Origin of the sequence: Candidatus Leptovillus gracilis (genome assembly GCA_016716065.1) — a bacterium.
Lineage (GTDB): Bacteria > Chloroflexota > Anaerolineae > Promineifilales > Promineifilaceae > Leptovillus > Leptovillus gracilis.
This window is the reverse complement of the sequence record JADJXA010000002.1, coordinates 449905-473435: the sequence shown is the minus strand read 5'-3', so window position 1 is coordinate 473435 and position 23531 is coordinate 449905. Positions and strand designations below refer to the sequence as shown.

Genomic DNA, 23531 nt, shown 5'->3' with positions numbered 1-23531 from the left:
CGCATTGGGTCGAACGCGGTGGTGGTGAAAGACGTGGAACCGAATTACTATTTGTAAAACAAAAGCGGCGCACCTCAAAAAAGTGCGCCGCTTTTACGAACACTTATGGTCCGGCGAAAGTTTCCACCGGGTCATACCGCTCAAAGTAATGGTTAGGGTCGGAGGTGTGGACCCAGACCCACAAGTCGTTGGGGGCGTTTTTGGACCAGTTGAAGACCCATTCGGCGTCGCGGGGGGGCATGTTGATACAGCCGTGACTGTGTTTGTAGCCAAAGCGGTCGTGCCAGAATGCGCCATGCAGCGCAATTTCGGTGACACGATCAATGTACATGGTGTGGGGCACGTCTTCAATAAAGTAATAATCAATTTTGCCTTCCGCGCCAGACATTTTGGTCTTCTCAAAACGGTCCCATACCTGGAAAATCCCTTCATAAGTCGGCCAACGGTTCAGGCCAGTAGAAACCAAACCAGCGTAGACCATGCGGTCGCCCACGTAGGCAGCCATGCGCTGCTCATAAATGTCCACTTCCACCCAATACTCATCCGGGCCAATTTCCTCCGGCCGTTGGTGGATTTCCGTAATGCTGACATAGGTTTGTTTCATCCAATAACCGCTGCCGATGTTGTACCAAATCCAGCCCTGATCATCTATCTGCGCGTCGTAGACTTCAAAGAAGGTGTAGCGGGGCAGTTTGGGATCACCGGGCGTAGGTTCCGCACCCGGTTCGCGGCTGGGCCAATAGTCTACCAGCATCCAGCCAAACGGCCGTACCGGCTGCTGATGAATCTCGACACCGGAAAATTCGGAATCTTCGTGGACACGTAAGTCTTCGGCGCGAACATATTCACCAGGGTTAATCACATACCAGCGGTTGCCGTCGTCACCGGTCACCCACCAGGTGAATGTCACAAACAGGTAGCCATCCCCCACGTTGCGAACCTGCGGGGAAGAAAGACTCGCCTCCGAATAGACCCAAATGTTGTCATTCAGGCGGGCGTATTGCTGCGTGGGGATAAAGCTGCCAATGGGCGACTGCGGTTCCACAAAAGTCGGCTGCGACGGTTCTGCCTCACAAACCAGTCCGATACTACTGGTATATGTGTAGCAGTTGGCGGCCAGAACCGGCTGCAACATAAAAAACCAGGTGGCTGCCATTACCCCCAGAACAACAAAGATACGCATCAATCGAGTCATAAGCTATCCATACTCCTTCGAAAATGTTCCACAGATTTCGCAGATTGCACAGATTAAACAGATTTAGTCCGCATCATCCGCGTTTATCTACTTCCTATTTTCTTTCATACATCGTGGTGCGCTGCCGCCCAGGTGAACTCCTTTGCAATGGACGTCACACGAGCATAAAGCGGTTGAATACAAATTAAGCCAATCATAGTTTACCCGAAATCCGCCTTAACGTCTAATTGCAGGTAAACAGCAATTCCAATGATGAACCTGTTCGTTGAAGGCGGGACAGGCGGGCTAAGGTCTCGGCCATTCTCCAACACCTCTGCGGCCGCCTGCCTCGCCCGGTTGAAGCGAAAATGGGGGACAGGGCGTGGGAAAATACTGTCCCTATCGCCCAGTGAACGATTTGGAAAATCGTTCTACACATTGCGCGAAGATTTCACGGAAGATTTACATGAATCGGAAAAACACCTGATTGCTCAAAAAATAGGCCTTAGGCGTCAGGAATAAACGACCGTTCTCCACCACCACCAACCCCCACTCCGCCAACTGCGCCAAAACCCCCGGATACGCCTCGTCCAATGTCTGGCCGAAGCGGGCAGCGAAGGCGTCCAGGTCCAGCCCTTCTTGCAGCAGGCGCAGTTGGGTGATGATGGCGTCAGTCATGGCCTCTTCGCGGCTGATGGTATGGTGATCGACAACGGCCGTAGACAACGGATACCCCCCAGCCTGACCCGCTTGCAGCCGCCGAATGTACACCCTGGGCTGCTTCACCACCTGATAACGTGTCCCTCCGGCGTGGCCGTGCGCCCCTGCCCCCAGGCCCAGATACTCGCCATCACGCCAATAGGTCAGGTTATGGGCGCATTCGCCGCCCGGTTTAGCCCAATTAGAAATCTCGTAATGGCTGTAACCGCGCTGCGCCAGTAAGGCGCAAGCCAGGTCATATTGGTCGGCGGCCAGGTCGGGGTCGGGAGGCTGGATACGGCCGTTTTGCAGCCAGCGCTGCATCGGCGTGCCCGGCTCAATGGTCAGACAGTAAAGGCTGAGATGGGGCGGTTCCAGGGCCAGTACCGCCTCCAGGCTTTCGCGCCAGGAGGCCAGCGTTTGCCCTGGCACGCCGTAAATCAAGTCCAGGTTAAAGTTGGGCAGTCCGGCGGCGCGGGCCATTTGCACGGCGGCAACGGCCGTCGCAAAATCGTGAGTGCGCTCCAAAAGGGCCAGTTCACCAGCCACCGCGCTCTGCACGCCAAAACTCAGCCGGTTCACACCGGCGGCGGCCACCGCCGCCAGATAAGCGCCATCTACCGTGCCCGGATTGGCCTCCAGGGTAATTTCTGGCGCGCCCAGCGGCATAAAATGGGCGTCTACGGTCTGCAAAATTTGGCGAATGGTCTCCGGCGGCATCAGGGAGGGCGTGCCGCCGCCGAAAAAAAGGGTGTGATACGGCCGTTTCACCTGCCCCGCCACCTGCGCCAACTCCACACACACCGCATCGGCATACACCGCCTTCAAATCACCCAGGCTGGTGTAGGTATTAAAATCGCAGTAAGCACAGCGATGGCTGCAAAATGGAATATGGATATAGAGACTGAGAGTCATGACGATTGGTCCTGAGCTTGCCGAAGGATTGACGATTGATTAAACTCGCTTGTCTGTGCTGCCAGCATACTTTATCATACACACAAGTCAATGCTTGCTCACGGTCAATTCAGGTCCGGCGCAGTGACACCGGCGCGCCACCTGACCAGGAGACAGAATCCATGCCCACGCAGACGCCAAAGCAGCAGTCCTCGTCACACCCCACTGCACAGCCAACCATAGACGCCCCACGCCTGGCCCGTTTGGTGGAGATTAGCCGGGTCCTCAATTCGGCCACCAACGTGGATGAGCTGCTCCATTATATCATCACCCAGGCCGCCGACCTGACCGGTTCGGAGGCGGCGTCCATTATGCTGCTCGACCCACATACCCGCGAGCTTTTTTTCAAAGCCTCCTCGAACGCCCGCGACGCGCTGCCGGCCAACATGCCTATTCCTCTGGATAACAGCATCGCCGGTTCCATTTTGCTGCAAAATCGCCCTCTGCTCGTCGCCGATGTGACACAGGACCCACGCTGGAACCGCGATGTATCACAGGCCATTAATTTCCAGACCCATTCCATTCTGGGCGTGCCCCTGCATGACGCCGAGCGCCAGGCCATTGGCGTGTTGGAGGCGTTGAACAAGCAGCACGGCCGTTTCACCCGCCAGGATGCCGAAACACTCACCATTCTGGCCGACATTGCCGGGGTGGCCGTGGCTCGCGCCCAATTGACGGAAGATTTACAGCGGGCTTACCGCGAACTGAACGAACTGGACCAGGTAAAAACGGATTTCATCGCCGTCGCCTCGCATGAATTGCGCACGCCGCTGTCGGTGATCATGGGCTACGTCTCATTTTTGCGCGAGGAAGCGGGGCCGGAGATGGCCGGGCAGCTGGACAGCGTCATGGACGCGGCCGTTCACCTGCGTAACCTGATCCAGAATATGCTGAATTTGCGTTACGTAGATGCCGGGGAAGCGACGCTGGATTTGCAGACGGTGGATTTGGGCGAACTGGTGGCCGAACTGACGGCCGTTCCCGACGAAACGGCCATCTCCCGCCACCAGACCATCACCTGCCACATCCCGCCGCACCCCCTGCCCATCCACGCTGACCGCGACGTGATGCTGACCGCCCTGAATAACCTGCTGCACAACGCCATCAGATTTACCCCCGATGGCGGTCAGATTGACCTGCGCCTGGTGCGGCGCGGCGACGAAGCCTGGTTCCGCATTCGTGATACCGGCATCGGCATCCCCGCCGATAAGCTGGAATGGATCTTCAAGCGCTTTGGCCAGGTGGAGCCGGCGCTGCGCCGCCGCTACGAGGGGCTGGGATTAGGCCTTTCGATTGCCAAAGATTTGGTGGAACTGCACAACGGCCGTATCTGGGCCGAAAGTGTCCCCCAACAAGGCAGCACCTTCACCATCGCCCTCCCCCTCCTGTTAGAGGCTTAAATGATGCAAAAACTAACCCTCGTTCTTCTGCTTCTGGCTCTACTGCTCACCGGCCTGAGCCAGGCATTCGCCCAAAACAGCAGCGTCCTGCTGCTGGAAATTGAAGGCCCCGTCACCCCGGCCATGGCCGAATATTTCGCCCGTGGCATCCGCGCCGCCGAAAGAGAGGAGGCGACGGCCCTGGTCATCCAACTCAATACGCCTGGCGGGGCCATTGACACCACGCAAAAGATTGTGCAGAGCATCCGCGCCGCCCGCGTGCCGGTCATCGTCTTTATTGCGCCACGCGGGGCGCAGGCCGCTTCGGCCGGCAGCATCATCACCATCGCCGCCCACGCCGCCGGCATGGCCCCGGAAACAGTCATCGGCGCGGCTTCGCCGGTGGGCCAGGATGGCGCGGAACTGGACGAAACCCTTTTCCGCAAAATCACCGAAGATCTAAAAGCCTCCATTCGCAGCCTGGCCGCCCGCCGCGGGCCAGAGGTCGTGGAACTGGCCGAGGCGATGATAGACGAAGCCCGCGCCGTCCACGCCGAAGAAGCGCTGGACGCTGGCCTGATTGACGCCATCGCCAACGACGTGCCCGACCTGCTGCGCCAGTTGGACGGCCTGACGGTCATCGTCGCCGACCAACCGACCACTTTGCATACCGCCGACGCCCCCATACGGCCGGTTCGCATGAATCTGGTAGAAGGCGTCTTGCACGCCCTTTCTAATCCGGTCTTAATCGGACTCTTGCTGGCGATTGGGGTGCAGGCCATTTTAATCGAGATTTCCAACCCTGGCGGCTGGGTGGCCGGGTTCATTGGTGTGGTCCTCTTGTCGCTGGCCTTGTACGGCTTGGGGCAGTTGCCCGCCAATTGGTTTGGCCTGGGGCTGATTATTATCGCCTTTGTGTTATTCTTGTTAGAAGTGAAGGCTCCCGTGCATGGCGCGTTAGCCGTTACTGGAGTAATTACGATGTTTGCCGGCTTCATGGTACTGTTTAACTCACCCGGCACGCCGGAATTTGCCCGAATTTCCATCGTCAGCGCCCTGCTGATCACCCTGCCAACGGCCGCTTTTTTCATCTTTTTGGTCTATATGGTGGTGCGTGGGCAGCGGCGCAAGCCGATCACCGGCCAGCAGGGACTCATCGGCCAACAAGGGCCGGTGCGTAAGGCCATTGTTTTGCAGCCCGGAGCCGAGCAGTTTGCCGGTATGGCGCTGGTTCAGGGCGAATTGTGGCGCGCTGAGGCAGAAGAGGCGATTTATGAAGGGGAAGAGGTGGAGGTAACGGCCGTTCACGGCTTTACATTACAAGTCAAACGAGTATAACCGGTGGGCGGAGCCTGAAAAGTGGCGACTCATAAGCAGCATCACCTGTATCCATGAAGGAGGCTTGTATCATGAATACGATCAACCAGCTTTTACAAAACAAAGGCTACCAGGTGTGGACCATCAGCCCGGACGAAACTGTTCTGGCTGCCCTGGAATTGATGGCTGAGAAGGACATTGGCGCGCTGCCGGTGGTGGAAAACGGCCGTGTCTGCGGCCTCTTCTCCGAACGGGATTATGCGCGTAAAGTGATTTTGCACGGCCGTGCCTCCCACAGCACCCCCGTTCGCGCCATCATGACCACCCAGGTCATCTTCATGCGGCCCACAGAAAGTATCCACCGCTGCATGACCCTGATGACCGACAAACACGTCCGCCATCTGCCCGTCTTAGACGAAGAGGAGCATCTGCTGGGCATTATTTCCATCGGCGATGTGGTCAAAACGATCATTACCGAGCAACAAGCGCTCATTGACCACCTGCAAAACTACATCACCGGCGTCCACAGCTGACGCACATTCATCGTTCATCGTTCACTTATGGCAAAATTCACCATTCATCTTAACAACCAGGACATAGACCTGGAAGTCACCCGGCAGGGCAATTTGCTGTCTGTAACCCATCATGGCCAGACAGCCGCATTAGAGATCGTCTACCGCGAAGGCCCCGCCCTGCTGCTGGAGCTGATTCGGCCCGATGGCACGCGTCAGCGTATTCGCGCCGCCGGGCACATGGAGCAAGGGGATCAACGGCAGGTGTGGGTAAACGGCCGTACCCTCACCTACCAACGGGTGCGGCAGCGCGGCAGCAGCGGCAGCGCGGTTGACAACGCTCTGGCGGCCACCATCCCGGCCGTCGTCACCCAAATCCTCGTCCAACCCGGCGACAGGGTAGACGAAGGCGACAAACTCATCCTGCTGGAATCCATGAAAATGGTGATCCCCATCCTGGCCCCCTACAGCGGCGTTATCGCCGCCCTGAAATGCCAGCCAGGCGAATCTGTCCCCGCCGGCGTGCCCCTGGTCGAAATGGAACGCGCAAGGTGACAAAAATGTCAGACAGATACATATGACCATTGCGCGTATGAACCCATAACGCCAGAATCCCTTCCCCCAACGAGTAAAAAATATGAACCAAATCCGTATTGAACGCTTACAACAAGAAATGACCCGGCGCGGGCTGGATGGTATTGCCCTGATGCCCGGCCCGAATCAAGTGTATTTTAGCCACATCCATACCCACGTCAGCGAACGGCCGATTTTGCTTTTCTTGCCGGCCGCCGCCCCGCCGGCCATCATCATCCCCACCCTGGAAGCGATGAAAGCCCAGGCGGTGGGCATTCCTGAAGAGCGCATCTTTGCCTGGAGCGACGAGGAGTGGTTTGCCGGCGCTTTTGCCCGCGCCGCCGCCGCGCTGAAGTTGGCCGGGGCGCATTGGGGCGTGGAGGCCCTGGCGCTGCGGTTGCTGGAACTGGAAGCGCTGCATCAGGTGGCCCCTGGTCTGCGCACGTCGCACGCCGAACCGGCCGTCATGGCCCTGCGCGCCGTCAAAGACGCCGCGGAAATTGCGGCTATGGAAAAAGCGGTGGCGGTGGCCGAGCGAGCCATCGAGAGGCTGCTGCCGCAAATTAAAATCGGCCAGACAGAAAAGCAGGTGGCCGCCATGCTGAACAACCTGCTCATGGCCGAAGGAGCCGAGACGGTCGCCTTTTCGCCCATCGTCTCCACCGGACCCAACAGCGCCTCGCCCCACGCCGTGCCCACGGAACGGCCGTTAGCCGCCGGTGATTTTCTAGTGATTGACTGGGGTGTATACGTAGACGGCTATCCGTCGGACATTACGCGCACTTTTGCTGTGGGGCATGTAGACCATGAGATGGCCCGCATCTATGACATCGTGCGCCAGGCCAACGAGCAGGGCAAACTGGCCGCCCGTCCCGGCGCAACCGGCGCCGAGGTGGACCGCGCCGCCCGCAATGTAATTGAAGCTGCCGGCTATGGCAGCTATTTTATCCATCGCACCGGGCATGGTCTGGGGCTGGAAGTGCATGAAGTGCCTTCGATGGTCGCGGGGAACCGGGAGCCGCTGGCGGCGGGTAATGTGTTTACGGTGGAACCGGGCATCTATCTGCCGGGGCGCGGCGGCGTGCGCATTGAGGATGATGTGGTCGTGACAGAAACGGGCCACCGCTCGCTGACCAGTTTCACGCGGGAGCTGCTCACGGTTGGGTAAACAACAGCACAACAGCCGCCAATTGTGGATTGTGTGGTGGATGGTAACGGCCGTACTCCTGACGGCCGTTTCCGCCTGCCGCCCCACCGCCCCCACCGCCACACCCATCGTCTTGCCGACGAATACGGCCGCTGCCCTGGTAACGCCGGCCGCGCTGCCAACGGCCTACCCTGCCCCGGAAACGGCCGTGCCCATGGCTCCTCCTTACCCGGCGCCAGTAACGGCCGTGCCATCTGCCCCTTATCCTGCACCCCCTCTCCAACCCGGCAGCGAAGAGACCTACCTGCCCTACGTCGGGCAGGATGGCGCGGCGACTGCCACCCCGCTGCCCTCGCCCAGTCCATCGGCGATGGCGTCGGCGATGCCATCGCCAACGCCTTCACCTACACCCATCCCCACAGTTGACTTCGCCGCCGTTCGCGCCGACTTGCAAGCCCAGGGGCAAGACCTGGCTTTTGTCAAAATCGGCTTCCACGTGGGCGTAGGCGGCAATACCGATGGTCTGGATGAATGGATGGACCAGTTGGACGCTGCCGGTGTGCCCTTTTTCTTGAAAAGTGTGGACAACGCCCAACCTCTCTACATCGCGCAGGAGATGATGCGCCAGAGCGGCGTGCCTCACATCCTGGTGTTTCGTAAGGTGGCCGGCGGCAACCATGTCAGCGTGCCCAATTACAACCTGCCCCCAGAAGCAGCCGCGCAGCAGCATTGGCGGCTGCACACCGACGATTTCCCGCCGGAACTGGACCCCAGCCTGGTGTGGATGGAGACGATGAACGAGGTAGATAAGAACCGGTCTGAGTGGCTGGCCCAATTTGCCCTGACAACAGCGGAATTGGCTTTGCGCGACGGCCGTAAGTGGGCGGCGTTTGGCTGGTCGGCCGGCGAACCGGAACCGGCCGACTGGGAAAGCCCAGTGATGCTGCAATTCCTACGGCTGCTGGGCGACCACCCCGACCAACTGGCAATTGCCGTCCACGAATACAGCTATAACCGGGACGACATTGGCGATGGGTTTCCGTATAAAATCGGCCGTTTTTTGGAAATCTTCCGCGTAGCGGATAAATACGGCATCCCCCGCCCCACCATCCTCATCACCGAATGGGGCTGGACCTACGAACACGTGCCTGAACCGGCGCCAGCCATCGCCGACATTGCTTGGGCCGCCCGCTTTTACGCCCCCTACCCGCAAATTAAGGGCGCGGCCATCTGGTATCTAGGCAGCGGCGATACCTTCGCCGAAATTGCCGAGGAAACCCAGCGCCTCATCACCCCCCTGCGCATCTACGCCCTCACCACCTATTTTGCCATCCCCCAATCCCCCGAGCAGGCCGCGCTAGACGCGGAAGCGTATCGGCCGTAAAGGCCGTTAGCCATTAACCGTATACGTTTAGATTGGACCAATCTTCTGAATCGGTCCAATCTAAACGTCCAGATTATCGGTTTCCGCCCTTCTTCTACACGATTACCGGGCGGAGGCTTGTTTTTTGCCGGTAATGGATACAATTGCAGGCCATATGACGACTTTATCGAACCAGGCCACAAAGCAGGCAGCCTGGCGTCTGTTGACTGTCTGGCTGCTGTTGGCCGTTGGCAGCCTGGCGCTGACGCGGATTTTGTTTGAAGGCTTTTTCCCCTGGCTGCAATGGCTGGCACGGCCGTTTCCGGCCATCACACTTTCTCTGGGAACGGCCGTTCTTCTCACCTGGGCCATGAATAGGCCGCCGATAAACGCGGCTGAACGCGGATTGTTTTGGCTGCCGTTGCTTTTGAATCTGTTGTGGCTGTTTGATCCGGCGGTGGATTTAGTGGGCAGTCGGTTGATTTTTGCCGCGTCCTTGTGGCTGGCGGCGCTGCTGCTGGCCCGCCAGATGGCCGCACCGCAAACGTGGCGCTGGTTGGGCGTGCTGTTTGTGCTGGCCGCTCTGCTGCCCATCTACCTGCTGACCATGCCCCATGCCGTCGGTCAGGCGGATACTTTTGAGTTTCAGGTGGTCGCGCCACAGTTGGGCATCGCCCACCCCACCGGCTACCCGCTGTTTTTGCTGCTGGGCAAGTTATTCACCCTGGTTCCCATCCATACCGTCGCCTGGCGGCTGAATGTTGGCGTGATGGTCTATGGACTGGCGGCGCTTAGTTTGTTGTTTGGCTTGGGGTATCGGTTGAGGGCCAGGGGGGAAGTGGCGGTATTAACGGCCGTTGCCCTCGGCCTCACCCCCACCTTCTGGAGTCAGGCCATCGAGGCCGAAGTCTACACCCTGCACGCCCTCATCGTGGTGGCGGCCTTGTTTGTGATGCGGGAGATTGGCGGTTGGGCATTTGACAAGGAGACAGGGAGACAGGGAGAGGGGGAGACGGGAAGAACAGGCGGCAAGAGGACAATCACTCTCGCACTCCTCTTCTTCCTCCTCGGCCTGGGCCTCACCAATCATCTCACCACCATCTTCCTCCTCCCCGCCGCCTTCCTGACCCTTTTATTCAAGCGTCACGCCGCAAAAATTCACAATTCACAATTCACAATTCACAATTCACAATTTCTCCTCCTCCTCCCTCTCGCCTTCCTCCTACCCCTCCTCCTCTATGCCTACCTGCCCATCCGTTGGGCGGCCATCCATGGCGAACCGATTGGGTTGAGCCGTTTTGTGGATTGGGTGCTGGGCGGCCGTTTTCAGGGAGCGCTGCAATGGCGGGCCTGGTTGGACGACCCCACCCGCTACGAAGTCGTCGGGCGCATCTTCCTGGCGAATTGGGGCTGGGCAAATCTGGCGCTGGTCGGCGTCGGTCTGTTCTATTTGCTGCTGCGCCACCGGCAGCTCGCCGCCATCCTGCTCGTCACCTGGCTTGGCGTCACCTTCTACGCCCTCAACTACTACGTGCCCGACCTGGCCGTCTTTCTGATGGGCGCACAAATCATCACTGCCGTCTGGTGGCTGGCCGGTGCGGAGACAATTGTCAATCACCCATTCACCATTCACCATTCACCATTCACCATTCACAATTCTCTTCTCCTTCTCCTCGCCCTCCCAACCATCCTCCTCGCCGCAGCCAACTGGCGCACCATTGACCAAGCCAACGACGACGGACTGCTGCCCTGGGGCCAGGGCGTGCTGGCGCTGCCGCTGGCCGATGGCGCGGCGATTCTGGCCGACAGCGAAAAAATCGCCCCACTCTATTACTTGCAGCAGGCGGAAGACGCCCGCCCCGACCTGGACATCATGGTGCTGCCCGATGAGGCTGCCTACCGCGCCGAACTCGACCAACGCATCGCCGCCGGACAAACCGTTTATCTGGCCCGTTTTTTGCCAGGCTTGGAAGGCATCTACCACCTGCGCTCAATGGGACCGCTGACCGAAGTGAGCGCCGAACCGCTGACCGACCTGCCAGACACGGCCGTTCCCAGCCAACTCGCTGTCAATTCCATCCAACTGCGCGCCTACGACTGGCAGTCGGAAGCCGCCACAGACCCCACCCAATCAGCCATCACCCTTTACTGGCAAACCAACCAACCAACCAACCAAGCCCTCCAGGTCTATTTGCGCCTGGGCGGTTACACGAGCAGCGGCCGTTTCCCCGCCAACAACTTCTACCCCACCAACGCCTGGAAGGGGGCTGAAATCGTGGCCGATTTCCACCTGCTGCCCCGCCCGATTTTAGACCACCCACAAACGATGAACCTGCAAGTCGCCCTGGCCCCGCCCTTCACCCCGCCCGACGAATTGGACTGGCAGACGGTGACGGCCGTTACCCTGCCCGCCACGCCAACAATGGAATTGACACGGCCGATTCGCGCCCAGATCGGCCCGGCTGCTTTGCTGTCCGCCGACTTCCCGGCGCAAATTCGGCCGCAGCAGCCCTTTACCGTGCTGCTTTCCGGTTATGGCGATCCGTCCGGCATCCAGGTTGTCCTGTTGGGCGCCGGGCAAACCCTGCCGGAAACCACACAGTATCGGACCATCTATCGTCAATCATGGCGTGAGTGGCCGTTTACGGCTGCCAGAATGGTGGAGGGCGCCGGGGAAAACGGCCGTTACCAGCTCCTCCTCACCCGCCCCGACCAAACCATCATTTGCGGCTGGCTCCAGCCGGTCAGCGCCCACTGCGTACTGGGCGAGGTCGTTGTCAGCGGCGCACCGCTGCCGGAAGGGGTTAGCAACTACGACGACAAAATCGCCTTGTTGGACGTAGCCATCGCCGACAAAACGCTGCAACCCGGCGGACAACTTCATCTGACCCTACAATGGCAAGGGCTGGCCCCCATGGCCGACAATTACACCCTCTTTCTGCAAGTGCTAGACGCCCAAGACCGCATTGTCGGGCAGGTGGACGCCTGGCCGCTGCAAGGCACGCTGCCCACCAGCGGCTGGACTCCCGGCCAGACCCTCACCGACCCCCACACCATCCAGCTTTCGGGCGACATGCCACCCGGCAATTACCGCCTGCTCATCGGCTGGTATCGCCTGGCCGACCTGCGCCGCCTGCCCCTCCTCAACGCCGACGGTACGCCGGTGGATGACAAGTTGGTTGTGCCGGGTCTATTGGTGGAATAAACGGCCGTCAGTTGAGCGATCAACGGTTCTTCGCAAATTCATGCAAATATGAGTAATCCTTCCACATAATTGTTGCTTTACAAGAGTATCTGCCTGTTTTAGAATATGATTTACCTTCTGCTGAAGAGGGTTACAAGCAGGCGGCATTAGGATGCATTTTCATATTTAGAATGTGCCGGGAAGCCATTCCCGTGATGGGTGCAATACAGACGTCATATATCCACCTCGAAAGGCCAGATCCATCCGGGTTGGTGAAAAATAAAGTCGTTCCTTAAGTCAATATCCCTTACCATCATGCCATTCTGGCCGGCTCGTCTTACACTCTACTTTCTTTTGTAGCAACAACCTGCAAACCGGCAACCTCTAACAAACACTCAAGGGCATCCAAGAAATTTACCAGAATTAGAGAATTCACCTACGAAAACCGGTAAGTCTCATAATGACTTTCAGAGGAGATTCGTGGCATTATGTCATCAAAGGAAAGTTTCTTGGACTTTCGGAATTTTACCCCAACCTGTGAGTCTCATAATATCAGAGCTTTCTGTTCAACGTACAGGTAGACCCTTCCATAAAGCCACCTGCTACACCGGTCAGCTATGGTGAATGCGTGGAAATGGCTGTAAACGTGTGGCAATAGTGCCTGTTTCATATCTGAGGTGGGCCAGGAGCCATCTCCTGTGGGGGAAAGCAATGGACAAGCTATATATCACCCTGATGGGTCAATTTCAGATGCGCTGGCAGGAAACGGCAGTTATCCCCCTTGCCCCTCCCCGCCATCAAGTGTTGCTCGCCTACCTGGTCCTGCACGCCAACCAGGTACATACACGTCAACATCTAGCCTTCACCTTCTGGCCTGACTCTAACGAGGATCAGGCCCGCACCAATTTGCGTAAAGCCTTGCACCATCTACGGCATGTGCTACCACAAGCTAACCAATTCCTTCTAGCGGATTGGCATGTGGTGAGATGGTGCGAGGATGCGCCTTATAGCCTTGATGTGGCGGAGTTCGCAACGGCCGTTGCCCACGTCCACCAGTCCACCACTCCCGCCGACCGACGGCATTATCTGGAAACAGCCATTCACCTCTACCAGGGCGATCTGCTCCCCGGCCATTACGACGACTGGGTTCTGGCTCACCGCGAAGTACTGCGGCAGCAATATCTTGAATGCCTGATGCAGCAAATTCAACTCCTTGAAGCAGCACGAGAGTATGCGGCAGCAGCCAATTTTGCCCGGCTGCTGCTGCAAGCCGATCCGCTGCACGAGACCGCCTATCGTCGCCTGATGCGCTTGCAGGCGCTTGGCGGCGACCGGGTCGGGGCGCTGCGCACCTATAACGCCTGCGCCGCTGCCTTGCAGCAGGAGCTGAGCGTCCTTCCCAGCGCTTCTACTCAGAAGGCGTACCAGCTATTGCTGACGCCGGTAGCGTCGGCAGATGGTCAGGCAGCGCGGCTCCCACTTGTTGGGCGGACGCGGGCCTGGTCGGCTTTGCAGGCAAGCTGGCGGCGGGTGATGGGGGAACGGCCGTTGTTCACCTTGATTCGCGGTGAGGCGGGCGTTGGCAAAACACGCCTGGCCGAAGAGATGCTGGATTGGACGGCGCGGCAGGGCATCCCGGCACTACACGCTGCCGGGCACGCGCTCACTCACAACCTCCCCTACGCTCCCATCGCCGATTGGCTGCGGGGCGCGGCTTTGCGCCAGCCGTTGCGCAGCCTGGCCGATGTCTGGCTGCGCGAAATTAGCCGCCTGCTGCCAGAATTGCTGGTGGAACGGCCCGACCTGACTCCGCCCGGTCCCATCAGCGAGACGTGGCAGCGAGAGCGCTTCTTCACTGCTTTGGCCCAGGTGGTTTTGCAGCTTCCTCAGCCCTTTTTGCTATTCATGGATGATCTGCAGTGGTGCGATGTAGACACGCTGGAATGGTTCTGCTTTCTGCTGTACTTTGCGCCAGAAGCGCGTTTTTTACTCCTGGGCGCGATCCGGGAGGAAGAGGTGTCCCCCCACCACCCGCTCAGCCCGCTGTGCCACGACTTGCAGCACGGCAGCAGTTTTGTGCAGATTGAATTGGGGCGTCTGGAGGAAATGGCCGTTGCCGAGTTGGCGATGCACGTGACCGGACGGCCGTTGGATGCCGTGCAAACGGCGCAGTTGTATGCGGAAACGGAAGGCGTGCCGCTGTTTGTGGTGGAGATGGCCGGGAGTTGGGCTAATAATGGGGAGTGGGAGTGTGAGCGATTGCCGGATAAGGTACAGGCGCTGCTTGAGGAAAGGCTGGCGGATTTGTCGCCAATGGCGCGCGAAGTGGTGGATCTGGCAGCGACGATTGGTCGTTCTTTTCGTTTCGACCTGCTGGCGGCGGCCAGCGACGCGCCGGAGACAATGCTGGTGGAGGCGCTGGACGAACTGTGCCAGCGGCGCATTCTGCTGGAGCAGGGGGCGGACGCCTATATCTTCAGCCACGACAAGCTGCGCCAGGCAGCTTATGCTTCTTTGAGCTGTGCCAGACGACGGCTGCTGCGCGACCGGGTCAGCGCGGCCCTTGCCAGGTGATCTTTCCTCTTTTCGCCAACAATCGAGCGGTTGCGCCTGCCAGAGAACGATTTGGGAACGGAACGGCCGTTATACTCAGGAAGAATAGTGGTCTAAATGTCCCACACCTTATACGAATTTTCAGGGATTGATAAGCGAATGACTGAAACAGGTAAATTCATTTCGCGAACATTATTGGCAAGGGGCTCGCGTCGCATCCAAAAGAGTAAAAGTGGAGGTTTGAAATGGAACCCAATTTGTTACCAACTGGAGAATTTACTTTTACGATCCCGGCCGATTTGTTGAAGGAGTTCAAAAATGAGGTGCGGATTGTCATCAGACACCCCTGGGTCATTGGTATTCCCGCGCCTGACTTCTTGTTCAAAGACCCATCAATGCTGGCACGGTTGGAGCAGTTTGAGGTTATGCTTGTGCCAAAAGACATGAGGAGACTCTGATTCTTGTTGGGAATGTGAACCGGTTTGCTTTTTGAGAGGTAATCAGTTCACACTCCCATTAGGCCAGAAAAACAAGTGCAACAAAAAGCATTGAGAACAGATCGTTGAAGGCTGGTCATATCGCTATTGGTCACACAATGTCACTCAGCGTATGAGAGGTGATGTTCCATGGAAGATAAGCCATTGGAAATGCCTTTTCTAAAAAACATCGGACTACTGATGACATATAAGTGTCAAGTAGCCTGTCCTCACTGCATTATTGAGGCCGGACCAGACCGGACAGAAGAAATGCCATGCAGTGATCTACTTGACTGGATTCGGCAAATTGCTGATTATCGTGATGGATATATCAAGGTTCTTTCACTGACAGGTGGTGAGCCATTCTTCAATATAGAAGTCTTGAAAAGTGTCTCTGAGTATGGTGCAGCTCAGGGGCTGTTTGTTTCTGTTGTCACAAATGCTTATTGGGCAACAACAGAAAGAGAGGCTGTCCGCTTACTTGGAGACCTGCCAGCCATTCGGATGATCTCCATCAGCACTGATATGTATCATCAAAAATTCATCCCTTTTGCCAGGGTCAGGAATGCTATTGCGGCCGCAGAAACTCATAATATTCCTTATACGATAGCTGTATGCACCGAAAATGAGACAGACCGTGCATATCAGGGCATTATCAAGAAGTTAAAGCAAGTTACCGATGAAGGGAGAATTTTAACGGCCGTTACCTTCCGTGCGGGTCGCGCTCTACACAAAACCGGCAGTAACTATGAAACATTAGCTACTCCGCCAAAATCTGCTTGTGCGGCTGGAAGCTCGCCAATAATTTTCCCTGATGGTCGCATCACAGCGTGTATTGGCCCAATCATAGATCTGACCTCTGATCATCCTTTAGTCTTAGGTGATCTGCGGAAAGAGAGTTTGGCGACTATTTTGGACTGTGCCGAGCTTAATCCTATCTTACATGCTATTCGCATTTGGGGGCCACGTCGGCTGATTTCTCTTGCCGAAGACGCTGGTTTAGGCAAGGAACTGCCCACAGAATATATAAAAGATAGCACATGTCACGCATGTTATGATTTGATGGCTAATGATAGGCTGAGGCAATTCTATGCTGATTTAAAGGACGACGAAGAATTCGTTAGAAAAGTTGCTTATGGACGAGCCTATTATCTGTGTGAGACAGCAATGATTCAGTCTGTTCATGACAGAGAGTAGGATGATCGCGAGAAAAACAAAACTTTTCCTCCCTGGTGCACACTCGCTATTTTCGTCAAGGAGTTGACGTGACCGTTGCAGACGTAGCAGTCTTGATCCCCGGTTTTCTCAGATTCGACCAGATTGGTCAGTCTCCCATACTGAACGCTCGGTCAATCGGCGAATTGCCCTGTTACATGCCCTAAAACAGCTAAAGGAAATCGCGCAAAATCTTAATGAATGAACCTCTTTGCAGGTTCTGGTTTGTATATCCTGACAGATGTCATCTGTCAGGTTAAAGGAGGTTTACATGAAGATCAAGGACCTTAGAAAAGAGCTTAAGGCTCGCAATGCCCGGTGGGAGGTGCCGGCCGATATCTCGGATGATGCCACCGTAGAAGACATAGCCACAAAGTTTCCTCTGGGTGCACTGACACCCAGCCCAGGCGCACCAACTACTCGTTTCCCCAGAATGCGCCGGGTTTCCGATAATGCATTCTTTCTCTGGCAGCCCAATGTGAATCGGCTGGCGCTGGCAGCGGCTAATGCCTTACCGCAATCATGGGATTGGCGCAACGTGGCCGGGAAAAATTGGGTTTCGCCTCCTAAAAGTCAGGGCGGCTGCGGTTCGTGCGTTGCCTTTGGGGTCGCCGCAGCGCTTGAATCGCACCAGCGCATTGAGACGAACGATGCCTCCCTGAACATTGACGTTTCCGAAGCGGCTTTGTTTTTCATCAATGAGCGCCAGTGTAATCAGGGCGACCCTCGTTATGGTTGGTCTACCCCGCCTGCGCTGGATTTTTTGGTTGACGAGGGTGTTTGTTTTGAAGAAAACTACCCATATCGCGGCGTTAATCAAAATGCAGAACTGGTTGAGGGAACTGTATTAACCCTGAAAATCACCGGTTACGATTCGACGACCCAAACCAGTTTGATGAAACGCTGGTTGTGTGAAGAAGGCCCGCTGGTTGCCGGATACACGGTGTATCGGGATTTCGATACGTATTGGGCCACCGGAGCGAACGGCATTTATACCTATGATAGGGTTTCGGCCGTCCGCGGCGGGCACGCGATTGCCGTCATCGGCTATGACGATGGTCAATCGTGCTGGATTTGTAAAAACAGTTGGGGGCCGACCCGCGGCAACGACGGCTGTTTCCGCATTGGATATGGGGAGTGCGGGATTGACGGCCGTATGTACCTGATTCAAGACGTTTACGAAGTCTATACCCGCGACGAACTACCCTACAATCCCAGAAACCTGCGCATTGTTGATGAAGGAGCGCGCGGCTGGTTGCTAACCGACGGCGTCAGTCGCATGAAAATGCTGGACAACAAAGAAGATGCTCGCAACGCCCTGAGAGTTGCCCGACGGCACAACCGGCATGGATTCGTAGGCCGAGACAATCCCCGTGGGAATCGCATTGATTACATTACAGAATATTGGACGGGCAATAGCGGCCTACCGCACGAACCGTTGACCAAAGTTGATTGCATCCCCTATAACCCAACCAAAGTTGTCGCCGAAGACCTGGATGAAAAAGGTTGGCGCTTGAAAGAAGGAAACCACTGGATGCTGCTGGCAGATGATCTCAATGACGCCCTCGCCATCTTGAGACTGGTAGAACGGCATACTAGAATGTGCTTTATTGGCCGAGATAATCACCGCCCCAACCGCAAGTCATATATCATGACCTATTGGGAATAACCATACTAAATAGCGGTTACTTGTATTTTCGGCAGGGCGATGTTGAAGATCGCCCTGCCGTACACCCGATAATGGAGGAGCCAATGATTCGTTACCGCATTTTATCTTTAGATGGCGGTGGTATTCGTGGCTTGCTTACTTTAGTACTCTTGCAAAAACTCGACAAGCTGGTCGCCGACTGGCTTTCGCGCGTGGATTTAATTGCCGGTACCTCTACCGGCGGCATCATCGCTCTGGCTCTGGCCCATGGATTGCCACCTGGCGAAATCCGCAAACTGTATGAGGAGAAGTGTGGCGTCATTTTCGACGATTCCTGGTTGGACGACTTGCTGGATGTGGGCAACCTGAGAGGCGCGGCGTACGACAATAAAGGGTTACGGCGAGAAGTCAGGCGCATCCTGGGTGATACGAAATTGAAAGACCTGGGGAAAAATGTGTTGATTTCCACGTTTGACCTGGACAATGAGGCTGAAGAACCCGCCCAAAGACACTGGAAAGCCAAATACTTCCACAATTTTGCTGGCGCAGATTCCGATGGCGAAGCGTTGACCTATCAAGTGGCACTCTACACCAGCGCCGCTCCCAGTTACTTTCCGGCCGTTGACGGGTACGTGGATGGCGGCGTGGTGACGAACAACCCAAGCATGGCCGCCCTGGCCCAGACCCAGGATTCGCGCGCGCATATTGAAAATCGGCCGGCGCTGGACGAGATTGCCTTGCTGTCCATTGGCACGGGCCAGCAGTTATATCGAATTGAAGGAAAACGACTCGATTGGGGTTGGGGCAATGGGCGCGGCCGATCATCAATGTGATGTTGGATGGCGGGATGCGCGTTGTTGATTATCAGTGCCAGCAAATCCTGAAAGCCCATTACCACCGGGTATGCCCGGTCACGACCCCCCCAATTGCCCTAGATGATTACCGCAAAACGGCCGTTCTCGTCGCTCTGGGTGAAACAACCCCGCTGGACGAAACCGCGCAGTGGTTGCAGACATACTGGATGTAAACAACTCACTTGGCTGGATTCGTCTCTGTCTGATTCTTGCTGTGAAGGAGGTGGGCAATGCGACTAGCAGCTTATAACGTGGAAAACTTATTTGATCGCGCCAGGGTAATGAACCTGGATAGTTGGGATGATGGAAGGCCGATTCTCGAGCGGTTCGCCGCGCTCAATTCGCTGCTTGGGCAGGCTGTCTATAGTTCGGAGCAAAAGCACGAGATGGTCAGGCTCCTCATCGAACTGGGCCTGGAAAAATACGATCAGTCACACTTTGTAATGCTCCGTCGTAACAGAGGGAAGCTGCTAAAGCGTCCGCGAAATGGCGGAATTGAAATCATCGCCAACGGCCGCGCAGACTGGGCTGGTTCATTAGAACTTCGCGATGAGCCAATAGACGTAGACGCCATGCGCAATACGGCTCGCGTTATGAGCGACATTCAAGCAGATGTCCTGGGGGTGGTTGAAGCCGAAGACCGGCCTGGTCTGGCTCTGTTCAATGCCCGGATTCTCCCAGCTATCGGTGGAGTTCCGTTTCGCCATATCATGCTCATAGACGGGAACGACGAAAGAGGCATTGACGTGGGCATCATGACGCGAGAAGGCTTCCCTATTGGTGAGCTTCACAGTCATGTGGATGATCGCCTCCCTAATGGTTCTCCTATGTTCTCTCGCGATTGTCCAGAATTTACAGTAACGACACCGACGGGCAATAAAGTTATCGTCATGGTCAATCACTTCAAAAGCAAGGGGTATGGTGGGCAAGCGGCGTCTGACGCACGTCGTAAAGCACAGGCCGAGCGAGTTAAAGCGATTTATCAGGGTTTAATCGCAGACGGATGGGAATTTGTCGCTGTTATTGGCGATCTCAATGACACGCCAGGCAGCGGCCCACTACAACCCCTTATCGCTAACAGCGACCTGAAAGACGCTTTTGACCATCCTACCTTCGACAATGGCGGATATCCTGGCACGTTTGGTTTGTGCAATGCGGAGAACAAGATTGACTACTTGCTTCTTTCACCAGCGCTGTTTGAGCATGTTCAAGGCGGAGGGGTATTTCGCAAAGGCATGTGGCCTGGAGTTAAGCCAAAGCGGTGGGACACGTATCCCGAACTTTGCAAGCGGAATGATGCGGCGTCCGATCACGCTGCTATCTGGGTGGATATTGATGTGTAACTGAAGGCACCCTCAGACAACTGTCTATCGAAATAAAGCCAAAATCGAATATTAATCCCAAAAAGGAGGCCTCTAAAAAGATACCAGAGTTCAAGTTCCCACACGGCTAAGTAGACAATGAATCTTATGACAAGGAAAACTACCATGAAGAGAATTCTTGTTGTTGGTTCCCTTCACGAAAAAGACCCTAGCAAAAATCCCATCAAAGAGAACCAGCCGTATGACGAAAAGATAAATAGGTTTAAGGCAGCCTGCCTTGCTCTTGGTTGGGCGTTAGCCAAGACCGACCATGTGATAATGGTGGCGATACCTGAATGGAAAATGCTGAAAGACTGTGACACCGCTTGCAATTTTGTCATGGTGGGTGCCGACCAGGCATCTTCTGAAGTTGGGAAAAAGACCAACGTTATTTTCTATGGGCCAAGGGAAATCGCACCAGAAGAGAATCTAACTCCGGATACTGTGGACAGTTTTCAGGAATTAAAGTCCCTGGAACACGTTGATATAACACCTGGATACCTTAGCCATGGAGCATTCAAAGCCAAGCTAATCACCAATGTAAATGATGCAGACGGTGTCATCATCATCGGCGGAACTGACGGAACTGCCACCATAGGGTACGCTGCCTGTTCCATGCATAAACCGATTGTAGCCTTACCCTCATTGGGTGGTGCGGCTCAACAAGTTCACATGGATGTTTTGCAAGATGAATACGATCAACTTATTAGTACAACTGATGTACGCGGTCTGGAAGTCTACTGGGAACCCACGATGGAGGACAACAAGGAAAATGCGTTGAACGTTGTCACCATAATCGACAAGTTAATCGCCGCCAAAAATAAAAGTAGTAAAAAAGTTCGAAATGCCCTGATGATTACTTTGGGCTTTCAGTTGTGTTTCTTATTAGCTTGGATGGTATTTTTTTTGGCCGCATCGCGTTGCACTGCAGAACAAGCATTATGTGGATTAATAGTAAATGTCGCATTCTTTGCACTGCTCTTTATCTCGGCATTGCTAGGAACCGGATTGCGTACTTTGATAGCCTATCATGAAGAAAAGCTGACACAACTCACAATGTCAGGATTTTTTCTAGAATCGGTCATTTCTCTAATACTGGCATTTGCGTTGTCGCTCTTCTACCTGATCGGAGGAATATCGTTCACGGGCGGAGTAGTCGTATTGGACACCTATGGTTCAGATTCAAATACATTCAACGCATTCGCAACGATCTCAATTAGCATGTCACTTATTGGCCTAGCTGCGGGATACTTGGTGCCACTTACGCAACTTCAAGAACGTCTTAATAATATTATTTCGCAAGAGCAGAAGTAACAGAACCTCTGTGCGCTATGGCGATACTCGAGTGCCGAGGAGTCAAACTAAAGGTATTCTTAGACAACCGTCTATTGAAATAGAGCCAAAATCAAATGTTCAATCTCAAAAGGAGGTAAATGGTATGGCAAGGTTAATCGTAAATGCATTCTCTGAAGACACTATGGCAGCTCCTGGAAACCGACAACCCAACTACATCATTGTGTCCGTTACAAATGCTAACGGAACGCCGGTCACAGGGCTTGTAGTGTCCGACTTCAAAGTGGATCCGATGATCGTTGGGCCTGGTGGAGCATTGGTGAATATGACTGGTGTCACAGCGGGAAGACTTCCCGGCTTCTACCACGTCAATGTGGTGCCCATTATAACAGAGACCTGGAAGAGCGGTGTTCATATTTTTGCCATCGCTGTTGAAAAAGGGGCAAATAAGGGCCAGACGCTGGCAACTGTGTTGATGGATTGAAGTAGTCTACACGATTGCTTGCTGGAGTACGAAGGGATAACCACCTGGGGAAACGGCCGTTTCCTGCCGTCACCGCTGCCTAATGAATTTGGGCGGGCAGATGGGGAAACGGCCGTTCCTGATTTTTTTGTTGTGGCGGGAAGCGGTACGCTGGGGAGGCCGCTGCCTGATGGACCAGGTTAAAGGGAGGAAAACATGCAAAAAAAACTTTCATTTCTACTGCGTCGCTGTTTTGGCCAGAGCGGCTGGCTTCAACCCGGCAGACGCACTGACCATCGCCTACGCGTCGCAATATACGGATAACGCCACGGAGAGCGAACAGATCCGGCTGGCGGGTGACGTCAATTTTGATCCGGTTTGCACGACCTATGATAAATTAGAGGATTTGGGCCGGGCTGTTTTGAACTGGTCGGCACAGAAGCGCGTGTATATTCCTTTTCATTTCATTCCACCCCAGCGATTTAACCCTTCCCAAAACGGCTCATATTCCTTTGTCACAAACCAAGATTCAAAATTTGCCAATTGGCTCTTAAACGAGGCTGCCAGAGAGCCATTGAAAAACAATAAGCATCGCCTGTGTCGCATCGGCATCGCTCTACACATGTTTGCCGACACCTGGGCGCACAAGGGTTTTTCGGGGCGTCTAAACCGGGTCGAAAATGATATTGACGGTATCAAGGTTTTTGATCCAGATACCAATCAGTACCAGGCAGTAACGCCGGGCGAGCGAATCCTGTTAAACATTCTCCCAGAAATTGGCCACGCTGAAGCTTGTTATTTTCCTGATTTGTCCTATGCAAAATGGCAGTATGCTTATGAGCGGCAAAACACTCCCCCGGTCCTACGTGACAACGTCACCGATTATTTGCAAGCGGCGCAAAAAATTTACGGCTATCTGAGCCAGGTCAAAAAACAGAATCCGGCGTCCCCTATCCCCTGGGAAGACTTAAAGCCTGACTTCCAGCGCTTGTTTGCTTACAGACCGGCGGACTCGCTGGGCCTGAAAGATTTGTTCTCGCGCGCAGCTTATGACGCTTACCATGCATTTCAGGAAAATGAACGTTGCGAACTATGGCGCACCACATTCGAGCATCTCTTTGCGCCACACGCGCTGACTTATAACAAAGAGGATTGGCGCCGGCAGGCTTTTGCGGGGGATACAAATTGGGATAGTTTCACACCTCAAGAGTGGGCGCAGGGGCCGCCTATTACCCCCCGGCCTGATTTCTGGGATTCCCTATGGGTCCATTTTCATCGGGCAGCGCTGCGCCATAGGCACCTTGTGCTGGAAAACCTGCCCTAAAAATAGATACTGGCTACTCAGGTAGAGGGTTTGGGAAACGGC

Annotated in this window: 20 protein-coding genes; 18 read left to right on the top strand and 2 right to left on the bottom strand. The window is 55.4% G+C overall.

Going from position 1 to position 23531, the window contains the following annotated elements; translation table 11 throughout:
• Positions 1 to 103 precede the first annotated feature (103 nt).
• Together IPM39_06420 and hemW are read right to left on the bottom strand one after the other, a co-directional pair.
• The gene (locus IPM39_06420) at positions 104 to 1195 is read right to left on the bottom strand and encodes a L,D-transpeptidase (protein ID MBK8985703.1); all 1092 of its coding nucleotides are present in this window, start codon (positions 1193 to 1195) and stop codon (positions 104 to 106) included.
• A 441-nt stretch (positions 1196 to 1636) separates the two neighbouring features.
• Positions 1637 to 2788: a radical SAM family heme chaperone HemW gene (gene hemW / locus IPM39_06415; GenBank protein MBK8985702.1), complete on the bottom strand. Its 1152-nt coding sequence runs from the start codon at positions 2786 to 2788 to the stop codon at positions 1637 to 1639.
• Positions 2789 to 2949: 161 nt separating this feature from the next.
• Here hemW and IPM39_06410 point away from each other — a divergent pair, with 161 nt between their 5' ends.
• The 18 genes from IPM39_06410 to IPM39_06325 all read left to right on the top strand — a co-directional run bounded on the left by IPM39_06410 (position 2950) and on the right by IPM39_06325 (position 23489).
• Complete coding sequence (locus IPM39_06410; protein ID MBK8985701.1) at positions 2950 to 4227, top strand: HAMP domain-containing histidine kinase; 1278 nt, start codon at positions 2950 to 2952, stop codon at positions 4225 to 4227.
• On the top strand, positions 4228 to 5544 hold the full coding sequence (locus tag IPM39_06405) for a nodulation protein NfeD (protein ID MBK8985700.1): 1317 nt from the start codon (positions 4228 to 4230) through the stop codon (positions 5542 to 5544).
• A gap of 71 nt (positions 5545 to 5615) precedes the next feature.
• Positions 5616 to 6056 (top strand): CBS domain-containing protein, encoded by a 441-nt coding sequence (locus IPM39_06400; GenBank protein MBK8985699.1) that lies wholly within the window; start codon positions 5616 to 5618, stop codon positions 6054 to 6056.
• 27 nt (positions 6057 to 6083) lie between these two features.
• Positions 6084 to 6590: a hypothetical protein gene (locus tag IPM39_06395; protein MBK8985698.1), complete on the top strand. Its 507-nt coding sequence runs from the start codon at positions 6084 to 6086 to the stop codon at positions 6588 to 6590.
• An 82-nt stretch (positions 6591 to 6672) separates the two neighbouring features.
• Entirely contained in the window at positions 6673 to 7776 is a 1104-nt protein-coding gene (locus tag IPM39_06390; protein MBK8985697.1) for an aminopeptidase P family protein, read from the top strand.
• The gene (locus tag IPM39_06385) at positions 7769 to 9139 is read left to right on the top strand and encodes a hypothetical protein (protein MBK8985696.1); all 1371 of its coding nucleotides are present in this window, start codon (positions 7769 to 7771) and stop codon (positions 9137 to 9139) included. Before IPM39_06390 ends, IPM39_06385 begins: the two co-directional genes overlap by 8 nt.
• Before the next feature lie 154 nt (positions 9140 to 9293).
• Positions 9294 to 12323: a DUF2723 domain-containing protein gene (locus IPM39_06380; protein MBK8985695.1), complete on the top strand. Its 3030-nt coding sequence runs from the start codon at positions 9294 to 9296 to the stop codon at positions 12321 to 12323.
• Between the two features lie 690 nt (positions 12324 to 13013).
• A complete protein-coding gene (locus IPM39_06375; GenBank protein MBK8985694.1) occupies positions 13014 to 14876 on the top strand; it encodes an AAA family ATPase in 1863 nt (620 codons plus the stop codon).
• A 224-nt stretch (positions 14877 to 15100) separates the two neighbouring features.
• A complete protein-coding gene (locus IPM39_06370) occupies positions 15101 to 15313 on the top strand; it encodes a hypothetical protein (protein MBK8985693.1) in 213 nt (70 codons plus the stop codon).
• A gap of 168 nt (positions 15314 to 15481) precedes the next feature.
• Complete coding sequence (locus IPM39_06365; protein ID MBK8985692.1) at positions 15482 to 16528, top strand: radical SAM protein; 1047 nt, start codon at positions 15482 to 15484, stop codon at positions 16526 to 16528.
• A 289-nt stretch (positions 16529 to 16817) separates the two neighbouring features.
• A complete protein-coding gene (locus IPM39_06360) occupies positions 16818 to 18215 on the top strand; it encodes a hypothetical protein (protein MBK8985691.1) in 1398 nt (465 codons plus the stop codon).
• Between the two features lie 83 nt (positions 18216 to 18298).
• A complete protein-coding gene (locus IPM39_06355; GenBank protein MBK8985690.1) occupies positions 18299 to 19027 on the top strand; it encodes a patatin-like phospholipase family protein in 729 nt (242 codons plus the stop codon).
• A gap of 14 nt (positions 19028 to 19041) precedes the next feature.
• A complete protein-coding gene (locus IPM39_06350; GenBank protein ID MBK8985689.1) occupies positions 19042 to 19221 on the top strand; it encodes a hypothetical protein in 180 nt (59 codons plus the stop codon).
• 57 nt (positions 19222 to 19278) lie between these two features.
• On the top strand, positions 19279 to 20391 hold the full coding sequence (locus IPM39_06345; GenBank protein ID MBK8985688.1) for an endonuclease/exonuclease/phosphatase family protein: 1113 nt from the start codon (positions 19279 to 19281) through the stop codon (positions 20389 to 20391).
• Between the two features lie 144 nt (positions 20392 to 20535).
• Positions 20536 to 21723, top strand: a complete 1188-nt coding sequence (locus tag IPM39_06340; GenBank protein ID MBK8985687.1) for a hypothetical protein — start codon at positions 20536 to 20538, stop codon at positions 21721 to 21723.
• Positions 21724 to 21847: 124 nt separating this feature from the next.
• Positions 21848 to 22186: a hypothetical protein gene (locus tag IPM39_06335; protein ID MBK8985686.1), complete on the top strand. Its 339-nt coding sequence runs from the start codon at positions 21848 to 21850 to the stop codon at positions 22184 to 22186.
• Positions 22187 to 22204: 18 nt separating this feature from the next.
• Complete coding sequence (locus IPM39_06330; GenBank protein MBK8985685.1) at positions 22205 to 22369, top strand: hypothetical protein; 165 nt, start codon at positions 22205 to 22207, stop codon at positions 22367 to 22369.
• Complete coding sequence (locus IPM39_06325) at positions 22356 to 23489, top strand: hypothetical protein (protein MBK8985684.1); 1134 nt, start codon at positions 22356 to 22358, stop codon at positions 23487 to 23489. Before IPM39_06330 ends, IPM39_06325 begins: the two co-directional genes overlap by 14 nt.
• Positions 23490 to 23531: the final 42 nt, after the last annotated feature.